The organism is Polynucleobacter sp. (assembly GCF_040400325.1).
Taxonomy (GTDB): domain Bacteria; phylum Pseudomonadota; class Gammaproteobacteria; order Burkholderiales; family Burkholderiaceae; genus Polynucleobacter.
On record NZ_JBBAQK010000007.1, the window covers coordinates 86349 to 107802 of the forward strand.

Annotated in this window: 27 protein-coding genes and 1 pseudogene; 20 read left to right on the plus strand and 8 right to left on the minus strand. The window is 44.5% G+C overall.

The window, feature by feature from the left end:
* Positions 1 to 121 precede the first annotated feature (121 nt).
* Positions 122 to 610, plus strand: coding sequence for a D-glycero-beta-D-manno-heptose 1-phosphate adenylyltransferase (rfaE2, locus tag ABWP14_RS07085; protein ID WP_353202269.1), 489 nt, complete (start codon positions 122 to 124; stop codon positions 608 to 610).
* Here rfaE2 and ABWP14_RS07090 read toward each other — a convergent pair.
* Both ABWP14_RS07090 and ABWP14_RS07095 read right to left on the minus strand, forming a co-directional pair.
* Positions 607 to 1419, minus strand: coding sequence for a type III pantothenate kinase (locus tag ABWP14_RS07090; RefSeq protein WP_353202270.1), 813 nt, complete (start codon positions 1417 to 1419; stop codon positions 607 to 609). The genes rfaE2 and ABWP14_RS07090 overlap by 4 nt on opposite strands.
* Positions 1416 to 2216, minus strand: a complete 801-nt coding sequence (locus ABWP14_RS07095; protein WP_353202271.1) for a biotin--[acetyl-CoA-carboxylase] ligase — start codon at positions 2214 to 2216, stop codon at positions 1416 to 1418. Before ABWP14_RS07095 ends, ABWP14_RS07090 begins: the two co-directional genes overlap by 4 nt.
* 37 nt (positions 2217 to 2253) lie before the next feature.
* Here ABWP14_RS07095 and ABWP14_RS07100 point away from each other — a divergent pair, with 37 nt between their 5' ends.
* The 7 genes and pseudogenes from ABWP14_RS07100 (at position 2254) to ABWP14_RS07130 (ending at position 6936) form a co-directional block, all read left to right on the plus strand.
* Complete coding sequence (locus ABWP14_RS07100) at positions 2254 to 3348, plus strand: VanZ family protein (protein ID WP_353202272.1); 1095 nt, start codon at positions 2254 to 2256, stop codon at positions 3346 to 3348.
* A 16-nt stretch (positions 3349 to 3364) separates the two neighbouring features.
* Positions 3365 to 3673: a (2Fe-2S) ferredoxin domain-containing protein gene (locus tag ABWP14_RS07105; protein ID WP_353202273.1), complete on the plus strand. Its 309-nt coding sequence runs from the start codon at positions 3365 to 3367 to the stop codon at positions 3671 to 3673.
* Between the two features lie 19 nt (positions 3674 to 3692).
* On the plus strand, positions 3693 to 4409 hold the full coding sequence (locus ABWP14_RS07110) for an alpha/beta hydrolase (protein ID WP_353202274.1): 717 nt from the start codon (positions 3693 to 3695) through the stop codon (positions 4407 to 4409).
* A 15-nt stretch (positions 4410 to 4424) separates the two neighbouring features.
* Positions 4425 to 4694 carry a YbeD family protein gene (locus ABWP14_RS07115; RefSeq protein WP_353202275.1) on the plus strand — a complete coding sequence of 90 codons (270 nt, stop codon included), beginning with the start codon at positions 4425 to 4427 and terminating at the stop codon, positions 4692 to 4694.
* A 10-nt stretch (positions 4695 to 4704) separates the two neighbouring features.
* On the plus strand, positions 4705 to 5349 hold the full coding sequence (gene lipB, locus ABWP14_RS07120) for a lipoyl(octanoyl) transferase LipB (RefSeq protein ID WP_353202276.1): 645 nt from the start codon (positions 4705 to 4707) through the stop codon (positions 5347 to 5349).
* Positions 5350 to 5402: 53 nt separating this feature from the next.
* Positions 5403 to 6356: pseudogene (lipA, locus tag ABWP14_RS07125) on the plus strand (lipoyl synthase); the annotation flags it as partial.
* Positions 6337 to 6936: a hypothetical protein gene (locus tag ABWP14_RS07130; protein WP_353202277.1), complete on the plus strand. Its 600-nt coding sequence runs from the start codon at positions 6337 to 6339 to the stop codon at positions 6934 to 6936. The pseudogene lipA and the gene ABWP14_RS07130, both read left to right, overlap by 20 nt.
* A 10-nt stretch (positions 6937 to 6946) precedes the next feature.
* Here ABWP14_RS07130 and ABWP14_RS07135 read toward each other — a convergent pair whose 3' ends face one another.
* On the minus strand, positions 6947 to 7204 hold the full coding sequence (locus ABWP14_RS07135; protein ID WP_353202278.1) for an accessory factor UbiK family protein: 258 nt from the start codon (positions 7202 to 7204) through the stop codon (positions 6947 to 6949).
* Positions 7205 to 7465: 261 nt separating this feature from the next.
* Between ABWP14_RS07135 and ABWP14_RS07140 the strand changes: the two genes are divergently transcribed.
* The 8 genes from ABWP14_RS07140 to ptsP all read left to right on the plus strand — a co-directional run bounded on the left by ABWP14_RS07140 (position 7466) and on the right by ptsP (position 15005).
* On the plus strand, positions 7466 to 8311 hold the full coding sequence (locus ABWP14_RS07140; protein ID WP_353202279.1) for a TorF family putative porin: 846 nt from the start codon (positions 7466 to 7468) through the stop codon (positions 8309 to 8311).
* Between the two features lie 25 nt (positions 8312 to 8336).
* Complete coding sequence (locus tag ABWP14_RS07145) at positions 8337 to 8675, plus strand: P-II family nitrogen regulator (protein WP_028818896.1); 339 nt, start codon at positions 8337 to 8339, stop codon at positions 8673 to 8675.
* A gap of 13 nt (positions 8676 to 8688) precedes the next feature.
* Positions 8689 to 10170 (plus strand): ammonium transporter, encoded by a 1482-nt coding sequence (locus tag ABWP14_RS07150; protein ID WP_353202280.1) that lies wholly within the window; start codon positions 8689 to 8691, stop codon positions 10168 to 10170.
* A 104-nt stretch (positions 10171 to 10274) separates the two neighbouring features.
* Positions 10275 to 11573: a glutamate--cysteine ligase gene (gene gshA, locus ABWP14_RS07155; protein WP_353202281.1), complete on the plus strand. Its 1299-nt coding sequence runs from the start codon at positions 10275 to 10277 to the stop codon at positions 11571 to 11573.
* A 28-nt stretch (positions 11574 to 11601) separates the two neighbouring features.
* On the plus strand, positions 11602 to 12543 hold the full coding sequence (gene gshB / locus ABWP14_RS07160) for a glutathione synthase (RefSeq protein ID WP_353202282.1): 942 nt from the start codon (positions 11602 to 11604) through the stop codon (positions 12541 to 12543).
* A gap of 1 nt (position 12544) precedes the next feature.
* Complete coding sequence (locus ABWP14_RS07165; RefSeq protein WP_353202283.1) at positions 12545 to 12970, plus strand: PTS sugar transporter subunit IIA; 426 nt, start codon at positions 12545 to 12547, stop codon at positions 12968 to 12970.
* Between the two features lie 11 nt (positions 12971 to 12981).
* Positions 12982 to 13251, plus strand: coding sequence for an HPr family phosphocarrier protein (locus tag ABWP14_RS07170; RefSeq protein WP_353202284.1), 270 nt, complete (start codon positions 12982 to 12984; stop codon positions 13249 to 13251).
* Between the two features lie 2 nt (positions 13252 to 13253).
* Positions 13254 to 15005: a phosphoenolpyruvate--protein phosphotransferase gene (ptsP, locus tag ABWP14_RS07175; RefSeq protein ID WP_353202285.1), complete on the plus strand. Its 1752-nt coding sequence runs from the start codon at positions 13254 to 13256 to the stop codon at positions 15003 to 15005.
* A gap of 4 nt (positions 15006 to 15009) precedes the next feature.
* On the opposite strand, the gene ABWP14_RS07180 is transcribed toward ptsP, so the two are convergent.
* The 3 genes from ABWP14_RS07180 to gpmA are packed head-to-tail and all read right to left on the minus strand — an operon-like array spanning position 15010 to position 17925.
* Complete coding sequence (locus tag ABWP14_RS07180; RefSeq protein WP_353202286.1) at positions 15010 to 15762, minus strand: HesA/MoeB/ThiF family protein; 753 nt, start codon at positions 15760 to 15762, stop codon at positions 15010 to 15012.
* 25 nt (positions 15763 to 15787) lie between these two features.
* Entirely contained in the window at positions 15788 to 17221 is a 1434-nt protein-coding gene (locus ABWP14_RS07185) for a S41 family peptidase (RefSeq protein WP_353202287.1), read from the minus strand.
* A gap of 14 nt (positions 17222 to 17235) precedes the next feature.
* Positions 17236 to 17925 carry a 2,3-diphosphoglycerate-dependent phosphoglycerate mutase gene (gene gpmA / locus ABWP14_RS07190; RefSeq protein WP_353202288.1) on the minus strand — a complete coding sequence of 230 codons (690 nt, stop codon included), beginning with the start codon at positions 17923 to 17925 and terminating at the stop codon, positions 17236 to 17238.
* Positions 17926 to 17947: 22 nt separating this feature from the next.
* On the opposite strand from gpmA, the gene ABWP14_RS07195 reads away from it, so the two are divergent.
* The 4 genes from ABWP14_RS07195 to ABWP14_RS07210 are packed head-to-tail and all read left to right on the plus strand — an operon-like array spanning position 17948 to position 20206.
* Positions 17948 to 18361: a rhodanese-like domain-containing protein gene (locus ABWP14_RS07195; RefSeq protein ID WP_353202289.1), complete on the plus strand. Its 414-nt coding sequence runs from the start codon at positions 17948 to 17950 to the stop codon at positions 18359 to 18361.
* A gap of 8 nt (positions 18362 to 18369) precedes the next feature.
* A complete protein-coding gene (gene grxC, locus ABWP14_RS07200) occupies positions 18370 to 18624 on the plus strand; it encodes a glutaredoxin 3 (RefSeq protein ID WP_353202290.1) in 255 nt (84 codons plus the stop codon).
* A gap of 32 nt (positions 18625 to 18656) precedes the next feature.
* Positions 18657 to 19160, plus strand: a complete 504-nt coding sequence (gene secB / locus ABWP14_RS07205; protein ID WP_353202291.1) for a protein-export chaperone SecB — start codon at positions 18657 to 18659, stop codon at positions 19158 to 19160.
* Positions 19161 to 19183: 23 nt separating this feature from the next.
* Positions 19184 to 20206: an NAD(P)H-dependent glycerol-3-phosphate dehydrogenase gene (locus ABWP14_RS07210; protein WP_353202292.1), complete on the plus strand. Its 1023-nt coding sequence runs from the start codon at positions 19184 to 19186 to the stop codon at positions 20204 to 20206.
* A gap of 2 nt (positions 20207 to 20208) precedes the next feature.
* Here ABWP14_RS07210 and trmL read toward each other — a convergent pair whose 3' ends face one another.
* Both trmL and ABWP14_RS07220 read right to left on the minus strand, forming a co-directional pair.
* On the minus strand, positions 20209 to 20679 hold the full coding sequence (gene trmL, locus ABWP14_RS07215) for a tRNA (uridine(34)/cytosine(34)/5-carboxymethylaminomethyluridine(34)-2'-O)-methyltransferase TrmL (protein WP_353202293.1): 471 nt from the start codon (positions 20677 to 20679) through the stop codon (positions 20209 to 20211).
* Positions 20680 to 20693: 14 nt separating this feature from the next.
* Positions 20694 to 21326, minus strand: coding sequence for a ComF family protein (locus tag ABWP14_RS07220; protein ID WP_353202294.1), 633 nt, complete (start codon positions 21324 to 21326; stop codon positions 20694 to 20696).
* Between the last annotated feature and the right edge of the window lie 128 nt (positions 21327 to 21454).

The following is a 21454-nucleotide window of genomic DNA, read 5'->3' on the forward strand; positions in this document are numbered from 1 at the left end:
AAAGCCATACAAACGACGAGCGAATCATTTTGCGCCTTATATAACGGGGTCAGTAGTCCACAAGTTTAAGACATTCTAGGTAATATCACAGGCTCCGATCCATTGCTATTAAGATTGAGCTATGTCAAATTTGCCACCCCCTTCTTTTGAGTCTAAGGTTTGCTCCCCAGAGCAGCTGGCCGCTCGCATTGCCAATCTTCCAAGGCCACTTGTTTTCACCAATGGCGTATTCGATATTCTTCATCGGGGCCATGCCAGTTATTTGGCTCAGGCACGCGCCTTAGGTGCAAGCTTGGTTATTGGCGTGAATTCGGATGCCTCAGTCAAGATGCTGGGTAAGGGTGATGACAGGCCAATTAATTCTGAAGCAGATCGACAGGCTTTATTAGCTGCTTTAGAAAGTGTCGATATGACGATCTTGTTTACTGAGCAAACTCCAGTAAGCCTGATTGAAAAAATCCGCCCCGATATTTACGTTAAGGGTGGCGATTATGAAATTGATGTCTTGGCAGAAACTAAGGCAGTCAACAGTTGGGGCGGTAAAGCGATAGCGATCCCATTTTTATACGAGCGCTCAACAACAAGCCTGCTGGAAAAAATTCGTTCTTAGAGATTCTCTAGCAACCACGCCCATGAGCCACGTAGCACAAGCCCTTCGATCGTTTCAACTGACACGGTAGATTGAATATCAAATTGCGTCATGATCTTGGCTAAAACTTTGGCATTCCCGCCATCAAGCCAAATTTTTTCTACAGGGCTATTCATCTTTTTTGCGAGTTGAATAGCTTGTGTGATTGCACCGATTTGTGCGGCATCACATCCATTAACTATTGCATCATTCGTATTAATACCAAAGCCCAACGGAGTATCTTGTCGCTCTGCTAAAGGCAGTTGTGCAGTATGTTTTTGGAGGCTTTGCTGCATAAGGCTAAGGCCCGGCACAATCCAGCCACCATAATGCACTCCATTTGCGCCCAATAGATCAATCGTGGTGGCAGTGCCAGCATTGATAATCAGAGTATTAGTCTTAGATAGGGCGCGAGCACCAATGACTGCTGCCCAGCGATCTGCCCCTAGCTTACTAGGATCTTGATACAGGGTGCGAACACCCGTGTATGAACTATCTCCATTCAGCTGTTTCCATGTGAGATCACTCCATTGTGGAAAAAGGGATTGAACATTACTCATGGCCTGTGAGCCTGCAACACAGGTAAAAGCAATAGCATCAGGTTTTGGTAAAGTTTTAGCGATGTAATCTGCTAGCTCGGTTCGTGCCTCTGCAGACTCCAAAGCTTTACTGCTGATAGATCCTGAATAAGCCCACAATTTTTTTTGACGATCGGATGGGTGCAAAGAGGATTCAACCGCCGCCCATTTTAGGCGAGTATTGCCTACGTCAAAGAGCAGATAAAGACTCATGCTTGAACCCGTAAAGAAACATCGCCCGCATGAATGGCAATCGTTTGATGATCTTGCTGCAAGAGTAAGGCGCCATATTCATCAATTCCTTTTGTGATTCCATCAATAGGATCTTTGTTCGCACCACTAATGCACACATGCTGCTCGCTATAAGCATCCCAATGCGCCCACTGGTGTTGGTAGCGGGCAAATCCAGATTGGTCAAAGTCAGCAAGATAACGCTCTAAGGATTCGATCAGTTTGAGCCAAATAAAGTCCTTATCTGGCAGTGAGGATGATGGAGGAATGAGTTGGTCTAGCGAACCTACTTTTTGCATAGCATCAACACCCAAATCTATTTCAAATGATTTGGCATTGCGTAAGTTGATGCCAATACCAATCACCATCCAGGTTGGCTCACCCACTTTTGTTTGCCCTCCTTCAATCAAGATGCCGCCCAATTTAGTGTTATTGAGTAGTAAGTCATTAGGCCATTTGAGACGAAGGCCAAGTGAGTGAAGGGAAGCCTCATTGAGACTGCAGGCCTGTGCAATTCCCGAAATAACGGCTAGACCAACTAATAAGCTCAGGCCGCTTAATTCTGCAGGGCCTCTACGAAATGGAAAGGCGAGGGAAAAGCAGATCGAATCTTTAGGTTTTGCTAGCCATTTTCTGCCTGACCGGCCTTTGCCAGCCGTTTGATTGTGGGCGATTCGAGCAACAGGATCAATCAGTTCACCCGCTCTCCAGCGAGCTAAAAGATCATCATTGGTCGATTTGGTTTCGGCAACACGTTCAAGGATGCAATTGGCAGTCATTTCACCATTGTAGAAAGGTCTGACCTAGAATTGTGGAATGCATCAAGAAGAACTGCGCCCCCGTAAATTGGCATGGCCACTACAGGCCATGCCATTGGCAAGAGCCATGGGCTTAAGTTACGCCCTTCTGATTGTCTATGTCAGCCTGAATCCCTTTGATTTTGACTTTCATAACGGCATTGCTCTATGGGCTTGGTTGGATGCACCAACTCCCCGTTTTATTACGCTGTTTGATGTATTAGTCAACATTCTGGCCTATATCCCTTTTGGATTTTTGATTGTGTTTGCCGCCTATCCTCGATGGCGCAATTTTGTGGCCTTGGGAATTGCTCTCGCTTTATGTGGCCTACTGGCATTGAGCGTTGAGACCCTGCAATCATGGCTTCCTACCAGAATTCCAAGCCAAATAGACTGGGGGGCCAATGTTCTGGGTGGCTTACTAGGCGCGCTTTTGGCCATTCCTTTGGGCCCTCAATGGCTGTCAGGAAGCGCTATTCGCCGCCGCTTTGATCAATGGTTTGGTTTGAACTGGGCCGCTTGCGCCCTATTTTTATTATTTCCTTGGTCACAGATTTATCCACAAAGCTCTTGGCTTGGCACTGGGGTCTGGGGGCATGCCATTTTTGCTTCGATTGATTGGGGAACCATCGTCATCAATCATGTTGCCCAGGAAACCATTATTACGGTACTTTGCTGGCTGGGCGTTGCCTTATTACTTTCTTTGGGTATGCGAACTAAGGCCCCGCAATGGCGTATTTTGAATGGGCTACTCTGTTTTACCATTGTGATTAAAACGGTGTTTACAGCACTTCAATTTGGAAGTGATCTCGGGCTCTTATGGTTAACCGCAGGAGCTTTTTGGGGCATGCTTTTAGGCAGCCTATTATTGAGATGGGCATTGCGCTTAAGCCAAATAACGAAGTTTTCCTTAGCTTTATGTTGCTTGATCTGCGCAACGATAGCGATCAATGTCTTGCCGGATAATCCTTATTTCATTCTTACGCTGAGACATTGGCATCAAGGACGCTTATTGCACTTTAATGAATTAATGCAGTGGGTTTCAGTGGTATGGTTGCCATTAGCTTTGATTTGGATGATTCGTAGTGCCTTAGAATTTAAACCCAAGGATTAATGAAGATAATTTTTTTATGAGCTTTTCTCACCACTTATTTTTTTGCTTAAATCAACGTAGCAATGGCGAAGACTGTTGTGATCGCCATAACGCATTTGCTTTGTTTGAATATGCCAAGAGCAGGGTCAAACAGCTCGGGCTTTCAGGGCCTGGAAAAGTGCGTGTCAATAAGGCGGGTTGCTTAGATCGCTGTGCTGATGGCCCAGTCATGGTGGTTTATCCAGATGGCGTTTGGTATACCTTAATAGATACCGAAGACGTAGAAGAAATTATTCAGTCCCACTTAATTAAAGGTCTCCCTGTTGAACGCTTGCAGTTGACTTAGTCTTAGTTGAAAGTTTTTCATGAATAGTCGTAGCAAAGTAATTCAAATTAATGGCATCGTTGGTTTGATAGAGATGTCTATTGATCTACCTGATGAGCTAAAAAGTGACCCGTCATATGTAGTGCGTGGCTTAGCTTTGGTTGCCCATCCACATCCATTAATGGGGGGGGCGATGGATAACAAGGTGGCTCAGACGATGGCACGCGCTTTTAATCAGCTGGGTTATGTGAGTGTGCGCCCAAACTTTCGCGGGGTGGGAGGTACCGAGGGGGTGCACGATGATGGCGTCGGTGAGTTAGACGATTTGTTGCATATCACCGATTGGATGAGGACACCTTCAAGCTGGAGTCAAAGTGAAATTACCGCTCATCAAGCTTGGATGGCAAATGCAAATACCCTTCCCTTGGTCGTTTCTGGCTTTTCATTTGGCAGCTATGTAGGAAGTCATTTAGTGCAAAAATTGGCTGAATTAGGTCGCCCAGCAGAACGTTTAGTCATGGTCGGGAGTGCAGCAGGGAAGTGGGACTTAGCTACAGTCGCTGCTGATACCATTGTGATTCATGGTGAAGTAGATGAGACTATTCCTTTAGTAGATGTATTTGATTGGGCACGTCCTCAAGAGCTAACGGTTCAAGTGGTGCCTGGAGCGGATCATTTTTTCCACCGTAGATTGCATTGCATACGCAACATCATCACTGGCGCTTGGTTGGGTATGCCAGACCACCGTAACTCTTAAAAGGTCTTTTTCAAAATGACGACTGAAGAAAAATCGCTGATTGAATACCCTTCCCAGTTTCCAATTAAGGTAATGGGAAAGGCAAACCCTGAATATTTACCAGCCATCATTCATATTGCAAAACAGTTTGACCCGACGTTTGATGAAAGCCAGGTTGAGCAACGACCCTCTAAAGATGGAAATTATTTAGGAATCACTTTACCCATAACGGCTACCAGTCGTGAACAGCTAGATGAGCTATATAGAACTCTCTCTACACATCCCTTGGTAAGTATCGTTCTTTGATTCAAATCACATGCCATTCTTAGTGAAGCATCTTGGGCTAGTGGATTATGTAGCCACTTATGAGGCAATGCGCACTTTTACCAAACAGCGTGATGCCAATACCCCCGATGAAGTTTGGGTATTGCAGCATCGGCCCGTATTTACTTTAGGTCTTGCAGGAGATGCTAGTCATTTACATTCACCGAGTCAGCAAATCCCACTAATCCAAGTCGATCGTGGGGGTGAGATTACTTATCATGGCCCTGGGCAAATCGTGGTTTATCTTTTGCTTGATCTCAAGCGCCTGAAAATTTTTGTTAAAGAGCTGGTGTTGCACATTGAGCAAGCAGTCATTGATACTTTGGGGGGTTATGGTTTGCAGGCTCAAAGACTCAAAGGCGCACCGGGAATCTATATTGCAAATCAGCCTGGCGTTGCTGAAGAATGGTTTGGTGCCAAGGTAGCTGCTTTAGGCCTTAAAGTGAGTAAAAGTTGCTCTTATCATGGCCTAGCATTGAATGTAGCAACTGATTTGGCGGCATTTGATCGGATCCACCCTTGTGGTTATGAGGGTTTAAGGACGGTTGATATGCAAACTCTTGGGATCAAGGACAATATAGATATCATTAGCCAAAAGCTTTTGGAGCATTTACAAAAGCAACTGATGTCACCATGACCATAAACAAGACCGATACAGAAAAGCCTAGTCAGGCTCGCCAAGACCTTCATTACGACGCTACACGTAAGCAAAAGTCGAGTGAAAAAACTGCGCGTATTCCGATCAAAATCGTGCCACTTCAGGAGATACTCAAGAAGCCTGATTGGATTCGCGTTAAGGCAGCCTCTGTCAATTCTCGTTTTTCCGAAATCAAAAAGATTTTGCGTGAAAATGAATTGGTCACCGTATGTGAAGAAGCAAGTTGTCCCAATATCGGAGAGTGCTTTGGTAAGGGGACGGCCACTTTCATGATCATGGGCGATAAATGCACTCGTCGTTGCCCCTTTTGTGATGTAGGGCACGGAAGACCAGACCCTTTGGACGAAAAAGAACCAGCCAACTTAGCGCGAACGATTGCTGCGCTGAAATTAAATTACGTTGTGATCACGAGCGTTGATCGTGATGATCTTCGCGATGGTGGTGCGATGCATTTCGTTGACTGCATATCTCAGTCACGTACATCATCACCTAGCACTCGGATTGAAGTATTAGTACCAGATTTCCGAGGGCGTTTAGATAAAGCGCTGAATGTCTTTGCTGAGCATGCACCTAATGGCTTGCCAGATGTCATGAACCATAATCTTGAAACAGTCCCTCGTTTGTATAAAGGGGCACGCCCAGGCGCAGACTATGCACACTCTTTGAAATTATTGAAAGATTTCAAAGAGCGCTTTCCTCATATCCCTACAAAAAGTGGGTTGATGGTAGGGCTTGGTGAAACTGATCAAGAAATTTTAGAAGTCATGCGTGATATGCGCGAGCACAATATCGACATGCTTACCATCGGACAGTACCTTGCACCTTCTGGCCATCACTTGCCTGTTCGGCGTTATGTTCACCCAGACGTTTTTAAGTATTTCGAGGAAGAGGCATATGCAATGGGCTTCTCCCATGCTGCTGTAGGGGCAATGGTTCGCTCTAGTTATCACGCTGATCAACAGGCACATGACGCCGGCATTCTTTAAAAAAACTTTACAAGGCTGCTCCGTTTCCTTTGCAGCCATTTTTTTTCTGGCTGCTTGTAGTCCTAAATTAGATTGGCGCGTTGTTCAGTCTCCGCAAGAGAGATATACGGCTCTTTTTCCAGGTAAGCCAGAGAAAATTCAGAGACGCATTGCATATCAAGATCAAGAGTTATTACAAACGCTTGAGGCCTTGAAAATCGAAGATGATATTTACTCCATTAGCGCCACTCAATTACCTATGGCCCAATCTGCATTGCTCCCAAAATTATTGTCACAATTACAGGCTAATTTATTAAGCAGGGCAAAAGATACCGGTGGCCAGGTAATAATTGAAGATGTTGTTTATCAAACTAGCGCACGACAAAAGCAGGTTAGTAAAGATTATTTAATTCAATTTAAATCTAGTGGAACGAATGAGCAGTGGATGCGTGTTCGGTGGATCACTCGATTTGCTACAGATGGAAGTATTTGGATTTATCAAATATCGGTATTGCATACCAAGGCTATACCAAATAATGCAAAAACTTTTCTATCAAAAGAAGACTATGCAAATTTTTTTGATGAGTTCTATCCAGAATAAAGTCTAAAAATTAATTAGACTTTTCAAGGGCCGCAACTTTAGACTCAAGGGCTTCTAATTTTTCCCTCGTTTTTGCCAGTACCTTTGATTGCAATTCGAATTCTTCCCTGGTTACCAAGTCCATCTTCTGAAATCCTTGGTTCATCATGGCGCGCACATTTTTCTCAATTTCTTGAGCCGGTGAGTTGCGGATGGCATCCCCAACCTTATTTTGCATATCGTTTGCGATGCGCTGAATTTGCTCGAGGATTTCGCCTGGTTTTTGCATGATAGGGTTCCGTATTTCTGTGTGAAGGTGCATAAAAGATATATCTGATATTTTATGTTGGGCAAGGAAAACAGGGGGGAATCAGCTAAAAATGGGGAAAAAGGCTAAAGATTCACATTCATGGGGCAATAATAAGCACCAAATAGGTGCATCAGCATCAATAAGGGGAATTACATAGAAATCCACCATGACCCGACCTTCATGATCACTCCATGCATTAAGCATTCACCCCTTTTATTTCAAAACAGCAAGGAGTTGCAAATGAAAACACTACACAAATCAGCCATAGCTCTCGCAGCATCTGGCATGTTCGCTACAGCAGCCTTTGCGCAGACAGCGCCTGCTGCCGCTCCAGAGGCCCCTGAAGTCAGCCCAATCACTGCAAACGTTACAGTGATTAATGATTACCGCTATCGTGGTATTTCTCAATCAAACTTTAAGCCAGCCATTCAAGGCGGTTTTGATTACGCTCACGAGAGTGGTTTCTACATCGGCAACTGGAATAGCTCCATTAGCTGGATCTCTGATGCAGCAAGTCAAGGCGGTGCTAATAATGTTTCCGCTCCAATTGAGATGGATTTCTATGCTGGTATTAAGAAAGAGTTGATCGGCGCAGGTTTTGCATCTGACCTTGGAGTATTGCAGTACTACTATCCAACTTCAGGCTTGCCAAGTAGCGCAACCAATCCAAATACAACGGAGATCTACGCAGCCCAAAACTTTACTTTTGGCCCTGTGACAGGCTTTGCTAAGTTTTCATATTCAGCAACAAATACCTTCGGATTTGCAAACTCTAGCGGTTCTTACTATCCAGATCTGACTCTTAATTACGATACTGGAATTTGGGGCTTAACACTGAATGCACACGTTGGATATCAGTACATTGCTGGAACTCCAAATGGTAGTTCAACTTCAAACTCAAGTCTTTATAGCTATACAGACTGGAAGATTGGTGTAACTAAGGACTTTGGCGGCGGTTTATCTGGTGCAGTTTCATATGTTGACACTAATGCTAAAACTGTTGGTAGCAGCTATGCATATGTCAGCCCATCAGGCAAAAACTTGGGCGGTGCTACAGGTTTAATTTCACTCACCAAAACTTTCTAATTTCCACCTCTGAACGGAGAAACGTATGAAATTAATTACCGCAATCATCAAGCCATTTAAGCTTGACGAAGTGCGCGAAGCTCTCTCGGAAGTGGGGGTTTCGGGCATTACCGTCACTGAAGTTAAAGGCTTTGGTCGTCAAAAAGGCCATACCGAGTTGTATCGCGGCGCTGAGTATGTTGTTGATTTTTTACCTAAAGTAAAAATTGAAGCTGCTGTTGAAGATGGCATTTTAGAGCGTGCGATTGAAGCAATTGAAAAATCAGCACGTACCGGAAAGATTGGCGATGGCAAGATTTTTGTCTCATCAATTGAACACGTCATTCGTATTCGTACCGGTGAAACCGGTGCGTCAGCACTTTAAAGAGAGGTTCAAAATGTTAACTTGGATGAGACAACTCCTTGCTGGCGGAGCAATGGCCTTGGCCATTGGTTCAACCAGTGTTATGGAAGCTTCACCAGCTTTTGCGGCGGATGAAGCAAAGCCAGTCGCTACTGCCCCAGCAGTAGCCATGGCTGCTGCTGCAGCTCCTGCGGCACCTGTCGCCGTTGCTAATAAAGCCGACACTGCTTGGCTATTAGTTTGTACAGCTTTGGTCATTTTGATGATACTGCCTGGTTTGGCTTTGTTCTACGGCGGTTTAACGCGTAGCAAAAATATCTTATCAGTGCTAGTTCAATGTATGGTCGTCTTTTCTTTGATTACAGTGCTTTGGTCGATATATGGCTATAGCTTTGCATTCACTGAAGGAGGGGCATTTATTGGAGGTCTTGATCGATTGTTCTTGGCAGGTATGACACCGGATTCAGTAGCAGCAACCTTCAGTAAAGGTGTTGTGATTCCTGAATATGTCTTTATGGCATTCCAGGCCGCATTTGCCACGATTACTTGTTGTTTGATTATTGGATCATTTGCTGAGCGCGCTAAATTTTCTGCAATTTTGTTATTCATTATTTTGTGGTTCACATTTAGCTACTTACCAATTGCTCATATGGTTTGGTTCTGGCCTGGTCCTGATGACATCAAAGATGCCGCATCACTTGATGCAATTACTGCTCGTGCTGGGTGGTTATGGCAGAAGGGCGTTCTCGACTTTGCTGGCGGTACCGTTGTTCATATCAACGCAGCGATCGCTGGTTTAGTTGGCTCTTATGTTGTTGGTAAGCGGGTTGGCTATGGTAAAGAAGCGATGAAGCCACACAACCTTGTGTTTGTCATGATTGGTGCATCACTCTTGTGGTTTGGTTGGTTTGGTTTCAATGCCGGCTCCGCTCTTGAGGCAAATGGTAGTGCCGCCTTGGCATTCGTCAACACTCTTCTCGCAACTTCAGCTGCTGTTTTGGGTTGGTCATTTGCAGAATGGGTACTGAAGGGCAAGCCATCTATGTTGGGTGCAGCATCAGGTTGTGTAGCAGGCTTGGTTGCAATTACTCCTGCCGCTGGTTTTGTTGGTCCAATGGGGGCTCTTGCAATCGGTATTGCTGCTGGTATTGTTTGCTTGTGGGGTGTAACAGGTCTCAAGAGACTCTTAGGCTCAGACGACAGTTTGGATGTCTTCGGTATTCACGGCGTAGGCGGTATTTTAGGTGCGCTATTGACGGGTATATTCGCTGATCCAGCTTTGGGCGGCACAGGTATCTGGGATTACGTAAGCAATGCAGCCAACCCTGAGTACTCTATGGGCGGCCAATTGTGGATTCAGGCTCAAGGCGTTATCACTACCTTGATCTGGTCTGGCGTAGTTTCCTTCATTGCCTTTAAATTGATCGATATGGTGATTGGTTTGCGGGTTAAGGAAGATGATGAGCGCGAGGGCTTGGATATCAGCTCACATGGTGAGTCTGCATACGAGTCTTAATTAGTCAATTTTCCCCTCACCAGGCGGCTTTATTGGGCTGCCTGGTTTCTAGGGCGGGATCCCTGGATTCCGCGTCTTTCTTTTAATAATCTTACAATGGTGAAATGGTCCCACATCTCATCACAGCCCTTAGTGGCCCCTTGCTCGAATTAGAGTCCAAGGTACTAGAAGCAACCCCCACAATCGAACGCTGGTTTCGGCTGGAGTGGCAAGAGCACACCCCGCCCTTTTATTGCTCGGTTGACCTCCGAAATTCTGGATTTAAGCTAGCCCCTGTAGACACCAATTTATTCCCCGGGGGCTTTAACAATCTTTCCCCCCTAATGCTACCGTTGGCTGTACAAGCTGCAATGGCTGCAATTGAGAAGATTTGTCCCGAAGCAAAAAATTTATTACTGATACCTGAGCGACATACGCGTAATACTTTTTATTTACAAAATATTGCGCGCTTGGCTTCAATCTTGCGTCAAGCTGGTTTGAATGTTCGCCTTGGCACTTTTTCTGAGGAAATCAAAAAGCCTACTTGGGTTGAATTACCTGAAGGCAATCGACTGTTACTAGAGCCTTTATCTCGTCTCGGTTTGAAAAAGCAGCGTTTAGGATTAAAAGATTTCGATCCTTGCTCTATTTTATTGAATAACGATTTATCTGCCGGCATTCCTCCTATTTTGGAAAATATTCATGAGCAATATTTATTGCCAGGATTACACGCTGGCTGGCATATGCGCCGTAAGTCTAATCACTTTGCTGCTTATGAAGAGGTCGCTAAGAAGTTTGCTAAGGTAGTCGATATTGATCCGTGGATGATTAACCCTTACTTCACCCACTGCTCAAATGTGAATTTTCATGAGCGCAAGGGCGAGGATGAGCTTCAGGCTGCAGTTGAGCAAATCTTAAAGAAGACCGCCAAGAAATATCGTGAGTATGGAATTAAAGATAAGCCTTATGTTGTAGTCAAAGCTGATGCTGGAACCTATGGCATGGGCATCATGGTAGTTAGTGATCCTTCGCAACTGAAAGACTTGAATCGTAGAGACCGCAATAAGATGAGCGTAGTGAAGGAGGGCTTAGAAGTAAGCGATGTTCTGATTCAAGAAGGAGTCTATACCTTTGAAAAGGTAAATGAGGCAGTTGCTGAGCCAGTTGTGTACATGATTGATCGTTATGTGATTGGCGGTTTTTATCGAGTGCACACTGATCGTGGTCCCGATGAAAATCTAAATGCTCCTGGTATGCATTTTGTACCCTTGGCTTTTGAGCAGAACTCTATGCCCGATTTAAGCGCCAAGCCTGGCAGTGCGGCACCAAACCGTTTTTATTTGTATGGCGTTGTTGCCCGCCTAGCACTATTAGCTTCATCTCTAGAGCTTGAGCGTACTGATCCTAATGCCGAATCCGCCTAATTTAGAGTATATTTTTCAATAGGTCCTTATGGATTTTTTATTCATTGCTGATCCTCTGGAATCATTTAAGATTCATAAGGACTCAACACTTTTGATGATGCGGGTTGCACAGGGTGCTGGTCATCGCTTATGGTTTTGTCAGAGCCGCAATCTTTTGTGGAAAGATCATCTGGTGATTGCGGATTGCCAGACGCTGATGATTAAGCCTAGTTCAACATCTTGGTTTGAGTTGGGAAATCTTGAGAGTCGTGCTGTAAACACTTTTACCGCAGTCATAATGCGTACTGACCCACCATTTGATATTGAGTATCTTAATAGCACTTGGCTTTTATCTGCAGCAGAGCGTCAGGGCGCAAAAGTATTTAACAATCCAGCAGCAGTTCGCGATCACTCTGAAAAAATTTCCATTACTGAATTTTCAAACTTAATTCCACCTACTTTGATTACACGTGAATTAAGTGCTATAGAAGAGTTTCATAAGCAGCATCGAGATATTGTGATTAAACCCTTGGATGGTATGGGCGGTATGGGTGTTTTTAGGGTGGGGTCTGATGGACTTAATTTGGCCAGCATTGTTGAAACCCTGGGCCAGAATGGCTCTAGAACTCTGATGGCGCAACAGTTTCTACCAGAGATTGCTAAAGGTGATAAGCGGGTGCTGTTAATCGGTGGCGAAGTGGTACCTTTTGCCTTAGCCCGAATTCCTCAAGGCACCGAGATTAGGGGTAATTTGGCGGCGGGCGGTAAGGGTGTTGCCATGCCCTTAAGTGATGCGGAGAATAAGATCGCACAAAATCTTGCGCCAATACTCAATGCACGCGGACTATTCTTGGTTGGACTAGACTTGATCGGTGCTTATCTTACTGAAATCAATGTCACGAGCCCCACTTGTTTTGTAGAAATTACTGATCAAAGCGGATTTGATGTTCCTCAGTTTTGGCTTAATCAGCTTGAGAAGGCATTGTCATAAGATGACCGGTATCTTAATCGTTGCCCATATACCTGTTGCCAGTGCAATGCTTGGATTTGCCGAGCATGCTTTTGGTGTTTTGCCTGAACGTGTTCGCGCAGTCGATATTCCTCCCTATGAAGATATTAAAGTAAGCTTTGAGCGCGTTCTTGAGGCAGCTAAAGGGGTTAATAGTGGCAATGGAATATTAGTTTTAACTGATGTAATGGGGGCAACTCCCGCAAACGTAGCATCAAAATTAGATGTTCCTGGACTTGCTGCCGAATTGGGTAGTGTCATTGTATTAACGGGTCTTAATCTACCAATGTTGATGCGCTGTATTACGCATCGCGGCGAGGGTCTTGAACAATTAGCAGCCAAAGCGCTTCAAGGTGGCCAGAATGGAATTTTGCGGCTTGGAAGCAAAGTAAGTGAAAAAAATGAATGAAATAAATACCTATGCCCGTTACAGAAATAGAAATTATTAATAAATTAGGTCTGCACGCGCGAGCTTCAGCTAAGCTTTCCCAACTTGCCGCTCAATACCCATGTGAAATATTGTTGTCACGGAACGGGCGTCAAATCAACGCTAAGAGCATTATGGGTGTGATGATGTTGGCTGCTGGAATTGGTAGCAAAGTAACGCTTGAGACCGTTGGTGATCAAGCGGATGAGGCCATGACGGCATTGACTGATTTGATTAATAACCGCTTTGGCGAAGGCGAGTAAAGATGACTTTCTCTTTGCATGGAATTCCAGTATCGAAAGGCATTGCCATTGGCAAGGCGGTACTGATTTCGCGTGCAGCTTTAGAGGTAAGTCATTATTTAGTTGAGTCTGGCAAAGAAGCAGTCGAAGCGCAAAAATTATTAGATGCCTTTGATCAAGTTCGTCAGGAGCTCGAACAATTACGATTGGGATTGCCAAAAGATGCGCCTCCAGAAATGGCGGCATTTTTAGATGTACACAGTATGATTTTGGCTGATCCAGCCTTAGCTGAGAAGCCAATTCATCTGATCCGTACACAAAGATTAAATGCAGCATGGGCATTAACTACAGAGCTAAATGATCTACTCGAGCAATTCTCTGAAATTGAAGATCCCTATTTAAAAGAGCGCGCTCACGATATTCGTCAGGTAGCAGAGAGAGTCATTAAGGCTCTCAATGCTCAAAAGAAGGATGTCTTAGAGAATGCGACTCTTTTATCTCCAAGTGATATGGGTGTTGAATCCATCATCGTTGCCCACGATATTGCACCACACGATATGTTGCGCTTTAAGGAGCATGCCTTCACTGGGTTCGTAACTGATCTTGGGGGCAAGACTTCCCATACCGCAATTGTGGCTCGCAGTATGGAAATTCCTGCAGTAGTGGGCGTACGCCATGCAAGCGAGATGATTCGTCATGGTGATTGGTTGGTGTTAGATGGTGAGCATGGAGTGGTGGTCGTTTCTCCTGACGAGCAATTATTAGCAGAGTATCGAAAACTACAAACTCAAGCCAGCAAAGAGACGCGCAAGCTTCAGCAGCTTAAGCACTCTAGGACAGCCACTGCTGACGGTGTTGAGATTGAATTATTTGCCAATATTGAATTACCTGAAGATGCCAATCAGGCAGTAGCGCTTGGTGCAGTTGGAGTGGGGCTGTTTAGGTCTGAGTTCTTATTTATGGATCGTAAACAAGCCATGCCAAATGAGGATCAACAATACGTAGAATATCGTCGAGTGGTTGATTTAATGCATGGCTTACCAATCAATATTAGAACGATTGATGTAGGTGCGGATAAAGCTCTAGGTGCTGGTGCTGATCTCTCTCAAACCGGCACTTCACCTTTAGGATTACGCGCGATTCGCTGGTCTTTGACGGAGCCAGAAATTTTCTTGACCCAGTTGCGGGCAATCTTGAGGGCATCAGCGTATGGGCAGGCGCGCATCATGATTCCGATGTTGGCGCACGCTAAAGAGATTGATGAAACTTTTCGCTTAATAGAAAAAGCAAAGCAGCAATTACATCAACGTGGCCAAGCATTTAATCCCAATATTCAAGTGGGCGCGATGATTGAAATTCCTGCGGCTGCTTTGGTATTGCCATTATTCATTAATCGCTTTGATTTTCTCTCCATTGGCACCAACGATTTGATTCAGTACACTCTAGCAATTGACCGCTCAGATCATGCTGTAGCTCACTTATATGATCCGCTTCATCCGGCTATTTTGTTTTTGCTCGATAGTATTATTAGCCAAGCTAAACGCGCTAATATTCCGATTGCTGTTTGTGGTGAGATGGCTGGGGATCCCGCACTGACAAAGCTCTTATTGGCTTTAGGTTTGACTGATTTTTCTATGCACTTCAGTCAATTATTATTGGTTAAACGCGAGATATTGAAGGCAAACGTAGGCCTTTTAAAGGCGCGTATCTCTAGAGTGCTAAAGGCTTATGAACCAGAGGACCAAGCAAAAGCGCTAGAGCGCTTACTCTCCTGAAAGTTTAGTGACTTTTTCCGCATACTAGACAATCTGGGTTGCGGGAAATATGGATTTCGTCAATTTGGGTATTGCGCCCATTCCAAAGTAGCATACGGCCGACGAGAGGCTCCCCAAAGCCGATTAATACTTGTAAAGCTTGAGCGGCTTGCATCGCTCCTATGATTCCTACAAGGGGAGAAAATATGCCCATGCTGGCACAACTGACTTCTTCATAAGATTCTTCGGGAGAAAAAATACAGGCGTAGCAAGGCGAGGCTGGTTTGCGGGGATCAAACACGCTAATTTGACCATCGAAACGTAAAGCAGAACCAGATACTAGCGGGGTCAAGTGTCTTACACAGCTTGCATTAATTAAATGACGCGTAGAAAAATTATCAGTGCAATCCAAAACAATATCAATACTAGGTAAAAGCTCATCAAGTAGTTGCGTTGTCGCTCTAGCTTCAATAGTGTCAATTTGAATGCTAGAGTTCAGTCTCTGCAAAAATTCTTTTCCAGAGGCCACTTTGCTTTTGCCAATACCATTTTCAGCATGCATGATTTGACGCTGTAGATTGGTAAGCTCTACTTGATCGTGATCCATCAGAGTAATGAAGCCTAGCCCAGTAGCCGCTAGATATGGCGCTGCTGCGCTACCTAGCCCACCTGCTCCTATGACTAGAGCATGCGACTGTAGCAGCTTTTCTTGACCTGCTACGTCAATCTCTTCAAGCAGTAGGTGTCTCGAGTAACGAAGTAACTGCTTGTCATTCATCTGCAGGTTCAAGATCTATTAGAAGTTACTCGAGCTTGGACGAAGAGCGCTGCACCGGTTGACCATTAATAAAGGCAACTGCCTGAGAAAGCATGAAGTCATTTGCACTTCCTAGTTCTGGCGGCTTCTTGTTCTTTTCTTTCTCTTTATCCTCAGGAGTTTTCTTCGCATTCTTCTCTTCTATGCGCTGTAACTCTTCAAGACGACGCTGCTCACGATCTTTAATCAGCTTGTCTTCAGCAGATTGCTTATTACGTAGATGTTTTTCGCTGTCTATCTCGCGAGTAATTAATACATCGTCTGGATCACCATCTTTATTTTGATCAACCGGTATATCGGGTTTGACACCAAATGCCTGAATCGATTTTCCACTTGGTGTGTAGTAGTAAGCGGTAGTAATTTTTAGAGCTGAATCATTTGTGAGTGGCCGAACGGTTTGTACAGAGCCCTTACCAAACGTTGTCTTACCAATAATGGTGGCACGCTTGTAGTCTTGCAATGCTCCGGCAACAATTTCTGATGCTGATGCTGAGTAAGCATTGACCAAAACTACCATTGGTAGTTTCTTAAACATGGCTGGTACTCCAGCCAATGGATCCCCAGGATCACTAAGACGATACATTGCTGGCGAGGCATTAAATACTTGCTTAGAATCCTGGGCTTGGCCCTTAGTGCTTACAATCACTACATCAGGAGGCAGGAAGGCTGCTGCCACACCAACTGCGCCTTGTAAAAGGCCGCCCCCGTTATTTCTTAAATCCAGAATGAACCCTTTTAGCTTAGGATTCTGGGTTGCAATTTCAGTCAGTTTTTTAGCAAGATCTGGAATGGTACGTTCTTGAAAGCTGGTAATCCTAACCCAGGCGATATCGTTATCTAAGATTTTGGTTTTAACCGATTGAACTTTAATTTCTGCGCGAGTGATGGTAACTGGAAAGCTGCGCTCTTCACTTTTACGAAATATCGTTAAGGTAATTTTGGTGCCTGGTGTGCCGCGCATGGTACGCACTGCTTTATCAAGTGACATGCCTCTTACCGGTTTGTCATCTAGGCGGGTGATGAGATCACCTGCTTGTAGGCCAGCACGTGCAGCTGGACTATCTTCAATTGAATTCAGTACTTTAACAAGACCATCTTCGGAGGTAATCTCAATTCCAAGGCCTGCAAATTTTCCGGAAGTTTGTTCTTGCATTTCCGAAAAATCTTTTTTATCCAAGTAGGTAGAGTGAGGATCTAGGCTACTTACCATGCCTTTAACGGCATCTGTTAGTAATTGCTTATCTTCGATAGGCTCAACGTACTCACGTTTGATTTGAGCAAAGACATTGGATAAGGTGCGAAGCTCATCTAATGGAAGTACGCTCCCTTGTTGAGCGCTAGCTGAAAACTGAATGGTGGCAGCCACCCCAGCAATTAAGCCGACCGTAATCAGACCAAAGTTTTTTAGAAATTGACGCATAGATACTTTATGTCCTAGTCCAAATAAAAATGTTGAATGGGTTTAAGGTTGTCATCCAACTCATAAACAAGTGGTACGCCGTTCGGTATATTAACTTCCATAATGGCTTCATTAGACATTTGATCCAAATATTTAATTAAGGAACGAATGCTATTGCCATGTGCCACTAAGAGTACACGTTTATTTGCTTTTAGGGCTGGAGCAATGGATTCATTCCATAAAGGTAGAACGCGTTCAACATTGTCTTTAAGACACTCACCCAGAGGAATATCCGTAGAGCTCAGCTTGGAGTAGCGGGGATCTTTTTGGGGGTTACGCTCATCATGGATCTCTAAAAGCGGGGGGCGTACATCATATGAACGACGCCAGATATGCACCTGCTGATCCCCATACTTAGCAGCTGTCTCAGCTTTATTAAGCCCTGTTAAGGCGCCGTAATGTCGCTCATTTAATCTCCAGCTATGAACGACTGGAATCCACATCAGATTCATGGCATCTTGAACGTGCCAAAGTGTACGAATGGCTCGCCTTAGAACCGAGGTATAGGCTACATCGAACTCATACCCCCCTTTTTTAAGGCTTTCTCCTGCAATGACGGCCTGATCCATACCCTTGGGGGTTAAGTCAACGTCCGCCCAGCCAGTGAAGCGGTTTTCTAGGTTCCAAGCAGATTCACCATGACGAATAAGGACAAGTTGTTTCATAGAGGCATTCTATAATCTGATGATGAACTTTCTCACGCAAATTGATAATTTAGCGCTAATTGCCCTTTTAGTGGTTTCGGGCACTGCACTTTTCCTACCCACATTATCTACGCTTATTGGCGGAAAAGGCTTGTCGCCTACCGAAGCCACTATTTGGATTAATCGACGTAAGGCAGCCGTCTTGGACTTACGTCCTTTAGATGCTTATAAAGCGGGCCATTTGCCTGGTGCAAAACACATCGATGCCGCTGGATTTTCAGCGAGTGTTGAAAAGTTAAAGTTAGACCGTAAAAACCCAGTGGTATTAGTTTGCGAAACGGGTACTCTTTCTCGTAAATCTGCAACCGAAATGCAAAAGTTAGGTTTTGCAGAGGTAGCCGCGCTCGATGGCGGCGTTCAGGCGTGGAAAGAGTCGGCCCTTCCATTGATCAAGTAGGAGAAGTAATGCCTCAAGTAACAATGTATAGCACGCAGGTTTGCCCATATTGCGTGATGGCAGAAAAGCTATTACTTAAAAAGGGCGTATCTAATTTAGAAAAAATCTTAATTGATCGCGACCCGGCACAACGCGAATTGATGATGACTCGCACTGGACGTAGTACTGTTCCGCAAATCTATATTGGGGAGACGCACGTTGGTGGATATGACGATTTAGTGACCTTGGATCGTGCTGGTAAGTTAGATCCTTTGCTGATGTAATGTCTTAATACTTAAAGAAAAGAAAGTTTTTGATGACTGAACAATCTTCTGCACCTCAAGGTGGAATCGATGGCTCAAATGAGCCAGGGTTTCGGATTCAGAGGATTTATCTGAAAGATTTATCCTTAGAGCAGCCTAATGCGCCACAGATACTGATGGTCCCTTCCGAGCCTCAAATACAGGTGGAAGTTGATATTGCAGTAATGCCATTAAGAGAGGGTATTTTTGAGGTGGCTTTAAGTTCTACTATCACTGCAAAAGTAGATACCAAGGTTTTATTCTTAATAGAAGCTAAGCAAGCCGGTATTTTTGAATTCAGCAACATTCCTGTTGAGCAAATTGATCCGATGTTGGGAATTGCTTGTCCAACGATTTTGTACCCTTATCTTCGTTCTAATATTGCCGACATGATTAGTCGTGCAGGCTTTCAACCGATTCATTTGAACGAGATTAATTTCCACGGCATGTATGAGCATCGTATGATGCAAGCTCAACAAGCAGCTGCTGAGGAAAGCAAGGGAACTCTTACTAACTAAAGCTCAGGAGAGGCCCACAGATCATGAAGGTGACGCTGCTTGGTGCTGGGGCTTGGGGAACTGCGATGGCTGCTCAAGCGGCCCATCATCTGCAACAGGATGATGTCTGCTTATGGTCTCGTAACGCTTCTCAGTTGGCGCAGATGCAAGAGCATAGAGAGAATATCCTCTACTTGCCTGGTATTGCCTTGCCTCAGGGCTTGAAATTAGAGAGTGATTTTTCTAAGGCTATTAAGAGATTATCAAAAAATGATTTATTAGTAGTGGCAACACCGATGTCTGGTCTTTCAGAAACGATTACACTGGCTCTAAAAGAAGCAGAGCACCCTCTCAACATTATTTGGTTGTGCAAAGGTTTAGAACCTCAAACTTCTTTTTTGCCACACCAAGTTGCAGAGCGTGAAAACAAATTACACAGCCATGGTTTAAGCCATTCCTTTGGCGTCCTATCTGGACCTAGCTTTGCTCGCGAAGTAGCGTCTGAAATGCCTTGCGCATTAACTGTTGCCAGTACCTCAAATGATCTGTGCGCTATTATTCAAGCTGCTTTTCATCACGGTAATATGCGCATCTATTCCAGTGATGATTTGATTGGTGTTGAATTAGGCGGTGCCGTAAAGAATGTGCTGGCTATTGCAGCAGGTATCGGGGATGGTTTGCACTTAGGTTTGAATGCGCGTGCTGCAGTCTTGACGCGCGGTTTGGCAGAGATGATGCGTTTAGTAAAAGCAGCTGGTGGTCGATCAGAAACCTGTATGGGTTTAACGGGTGTAGGCGATTTAATTTTGACTGCGACGGGCGATTTGTCGCGCAATCGACGTGTAGGCCTTGAACTTGCTGCTGGCAAGCCACTGCCTGAGATATTAAGCAGCCTAGGTCATGTGGCTGAAGGGGTGCTATGCGCATCAGCCATTGGCGAATTAGCAAAGCGCTTAAAGGTTGAAATGCCTATTACTGAAATGATGGGCGAAGTGTTATCTGGCAAGTTGGCAGTACAAGATGCTATAAGAAAACTGATGGGCCGTGATCCCAAAATAGAAGCCTAGGATTATTTACCGCCTGTTAGGCCATTTTGACGCCAGGCCTCGTACACCACAATCGCAACGGTATTGGATAGATTAAGACTGCGAGAACTATCTTGCATCGCTAAGCGCATTTGATTGGCAAGGGGGATTGAGTTTCTGACTTCATCAGTAATACCTTTAGTCTCTGACCCAAAAATAAAATAATCATTAGGCGTATATTGACCTTCATGAAATTTTCCGCTGCCCTTGGTGGTTAAAGCAAAAAGATGTTGTGGGCTTGGCTTTTCATCTTTTAAAAAATCTGCCCAACTGGAATGCACTTTCACCTTTGCAAATTCATGATAGTCCAGCCCTGCTCTGCGCAATTTAGCATCTTCCATTGGAAAACCTAAAGGCTCAATGAGGTGTAATTTAGCCCCCGTATTGGCACATAGGCGAATAATGTTTCCCGTATTAGGTGGTATCTCAGGTTCGAATAAAACGATGTTAAACATGCTGTGCTCTTTGATTATCTGACGGATGTTTTGCTTGTTCGCAGCAATACCCAATTGGTTACACGCGAAACTCCATTGTCCTTCAGAATACGTGCAATTTCATCTAAGGTAGCACCACTAGTCATCACATCATCAAAAACAATGACAGATTTATTTTTTAAAAGTGCAAGCGCATCCTTTTCAAGGTAGAAAGCCCCACGAATATTAGATTGCCTTATGCTTAGTGAGCTTCCCGCTTGCGGTTTCTGATGGTGCCGTCGTTTCAGGATGTAAGGCATTTTGTGTATGGAGTCCTTGCACTTAATGCGTCTTGCCAGCTCCCAGCTCTGATTAAATCCTCGCAGCCAGAGTTTCTCCGCGCTCAGCGGAACAGGTAACAAGTAATCTGCTTGTAATACATTTAAATGTTCAGGCATGACATCATTCCAGATGCTAGTGAGTCCATGGGCATAGGATAGGCGTTTTTGATACTTCAGTTGATGAAGAGCGTTTTGTAATTTGCCGTTATAAAACCCTAGACAATAGGTTTCATCAAAATAAGGCATATCTTCCAAACAAAGCTTACATTGCTGGCCAATCATCTCAGGGCTTGTGACTGGAATCCCACATTGAAAGCAGCATTCGTAGTTACATAAAGCTTCATTCATGCAAATTTTCATACAAGAGTCACAAACTCTAGCCCCTTGATATTGCTCACACACAATACATGCCGTCGGAAGCGCATACGAGCAAAAAGATTGAAAGATATTTTTTAGAAATTGCATGGGGCGCTGAG

What these genes read in the sequence shown, in the direction of transcription:
- rfaE2 (WP_353202269.1), top strand. Translation starts at nt 122, where the DNA reads ATGTCAAATTTGCCACCCCCTTCTTTTGAGTCTAAGGTTTGCTCCCCA.
- ABWP14_RS07090 (WP_353202270.1), bottom strand. Translation starts at nt 1,419, where the DNA reads ATGAGTCTTTATCTGCTCTTTGACGTAGGCAATACTCGCCTAAAATGG.
- ABWP14_RS07095 (WP_353202271.1), bottom strand. Translation starts at nt 2,216, where the DNA reads ATGACTGCCAATTGCATCCTTGAACGTGTTGCCGAAACCAAATCGACC.
- ABWP14_RS07100 (WP_353202272.1), top strand. Translation starts at nt 2,254, where the DNA reads ATGCATCAAGAAGAACTGCGCCCCCGTAAATTGGCATGGCCACTACAG.
- ABWP14_RS07105 (WP_353202273.1), top strand. Translation starts at nt 3,365, where the DNA reads ATGAGCTTTTCTCACCACTTATTTTTTTGCTTAAATCAACGTAGCAAT.
- ABWP14_RS07110 (WP_353202274.1), top strand. Translation starts at nt 3,693, where the DNA reads ATGAATAGTCGTAGCAAAGTAATTCAAATTAATGGCATCGTTGGTTTG.
- ABWP14_RS07115 (WP_353202275.1), top strand. Translation starts at nt 4,425, where the DNA reads ATGACGACTGAAGAAAAATCGCTGATTGAATACCCTTCCCAGTTTCCA.
- lipB (WP_353202276.1), top strand. Translation starts at nt 4,705, where the DNA reads ATGCCATTCTTAGTGAAGCATCTTGGGCTAGTGGATTATGTAGCCACT.
- ABWP14_RS07130 (WP_353202277.1), top strand. Translation starts at nt 6,337, where the DNA reads ATGACGCCGGCATTCTTTAAAAAAACTTTACAAGGCTGCTCCGTTTCC.
- ABWP14_RS07135 (WP_353202278.1), bottom strand. Translation starts at nt 7,204, where the DNA reads ATGCAAAAACCAGGCGAAATCCTCGAGCAAATTCAGCGCATCGCAAAC.
- ABWP14_RS07140 (WP_353202279.1), top strand. Translation starts at nt 7,466, where the DNA reads ATGAAAACACTACACAAATCAGCCATAGCTCTCGCAGCATCTGGCATG.
- ABWP14_RS07145 (WP_028818896.1), top strand. Translation starts at nt 8,337, where the DNA reads ATGAAATTAATTACCGCAATCATCAAGCCATTTAAGCTTGACGAAGTG.
- ABWP14_RS07150 (WP_353202280.1), top strand. Translation starts at nt 8,689, where the DNA reads ATGTTAACTTGGATGAGACAACTCCTTGCTGGCGGAGCAATGGCCTTG.
- gshA (WP_353202281.1), top strand. Translation starts at nt 10,275, where the DNA reads ATGGTCCCACATCTCATCACAGCCCTTAGTGGCCCCTTGCTCGAATTA.
- gshB (WP_353202282.1), top strand. Translation starts at nt 11,602, where the DNA reads ATGGATTTTTTATTCATTGCTGATCCTCTGGAATCATTTAAGATTCAT.
- ABWP14_RS07165 (WP_353202283.1), top strand. Translation starts at nt 12,545, where the DNA reads ATGACCGGTATCTTAATCGTTGCCCATATACCTGTTGCCAGTGCAATG.
- ABWP14_RS07170 (WP_353202284.1), top strand. Translation starts at nt 12,982, where the DNA reads ATGCCCGTTACAGAAATAGAAATTATTAATAAATTAGGTCTGCACGCG.
- ptsP (WP_353202285.1), top strand. Translation starts at nt 13,254, where the DNA reads ATGACTTTCTCTTTGCATGGAATTCCAGTATCGAAAGGCATTGCCATT.
- ABWP14_RS07180 (WP_353202286.1), bottom strand. Translation starts at nt 15,762, where the DNA reads ATGAATGACAAGCAGTTACTTCGTTACTCGAGACACCTACTGCTTGAA.
- ABWP14_RS07185 (WP_353202287.1), bottom strand. Translation starts at nt 17,221, where the DNA reads ATGCGTCAATTTCTAAAAAACTTTGGTCTGATTACGGTCGGCTTAATT.
- gpmA (WP_353202288.1), bottom strand. Translation starts at nt 17,925, where the DNA reads ATGAAACAACTTGTCCTTATTCGTCATGGTGAATCTGCTTGGAACCTA.
- ABWP14_RS07195 (WP_353202289.1), top strand. Translation starts at nt 17,948, where the DNA reads ATGAACTTTCTCACGCAAATTGATAATTTAGCGCTAATTGCCCTTTTA.
- grxC (WP_353202290.1), top strand. Translation starts at nt 18,370, where the DNA reads ATGCCTCAAGTAACAATGTATAGCACGCAGGTTTGCCCATATTGCGTG.
- secB (WP_353202291.1), top strand. Translation starts at nt 18,657, where the DNA reads ATGACTGAACAATCTTCTGCACCTCAAGGTGGAATCGATGGCTCAAAT.
- ABWP14_RS07210 (WP_353202292.1), top strand. Translation starts at nt 19,184, where the DNA reads ATGAAGGTGACGCTGCTTGGTGCTGGGGCTTGGGGAACTGCGATGGCT.
- trmL (WP_353202293.1), bottom strand. Translation starts at nt 20,679, where the DNA reads ATGTTTAACATCGTTTTATTCGAACCTGAGATACCACCTAATACGGGA.
- ABWP14_RS07220 (WP_353202294.1), bottom strand. Translation starts at nt 21,326, where the DNA reads ATGAATGAAGCTTTATGTAACTACGAATGCTGCTTTCAATGTGGGATT.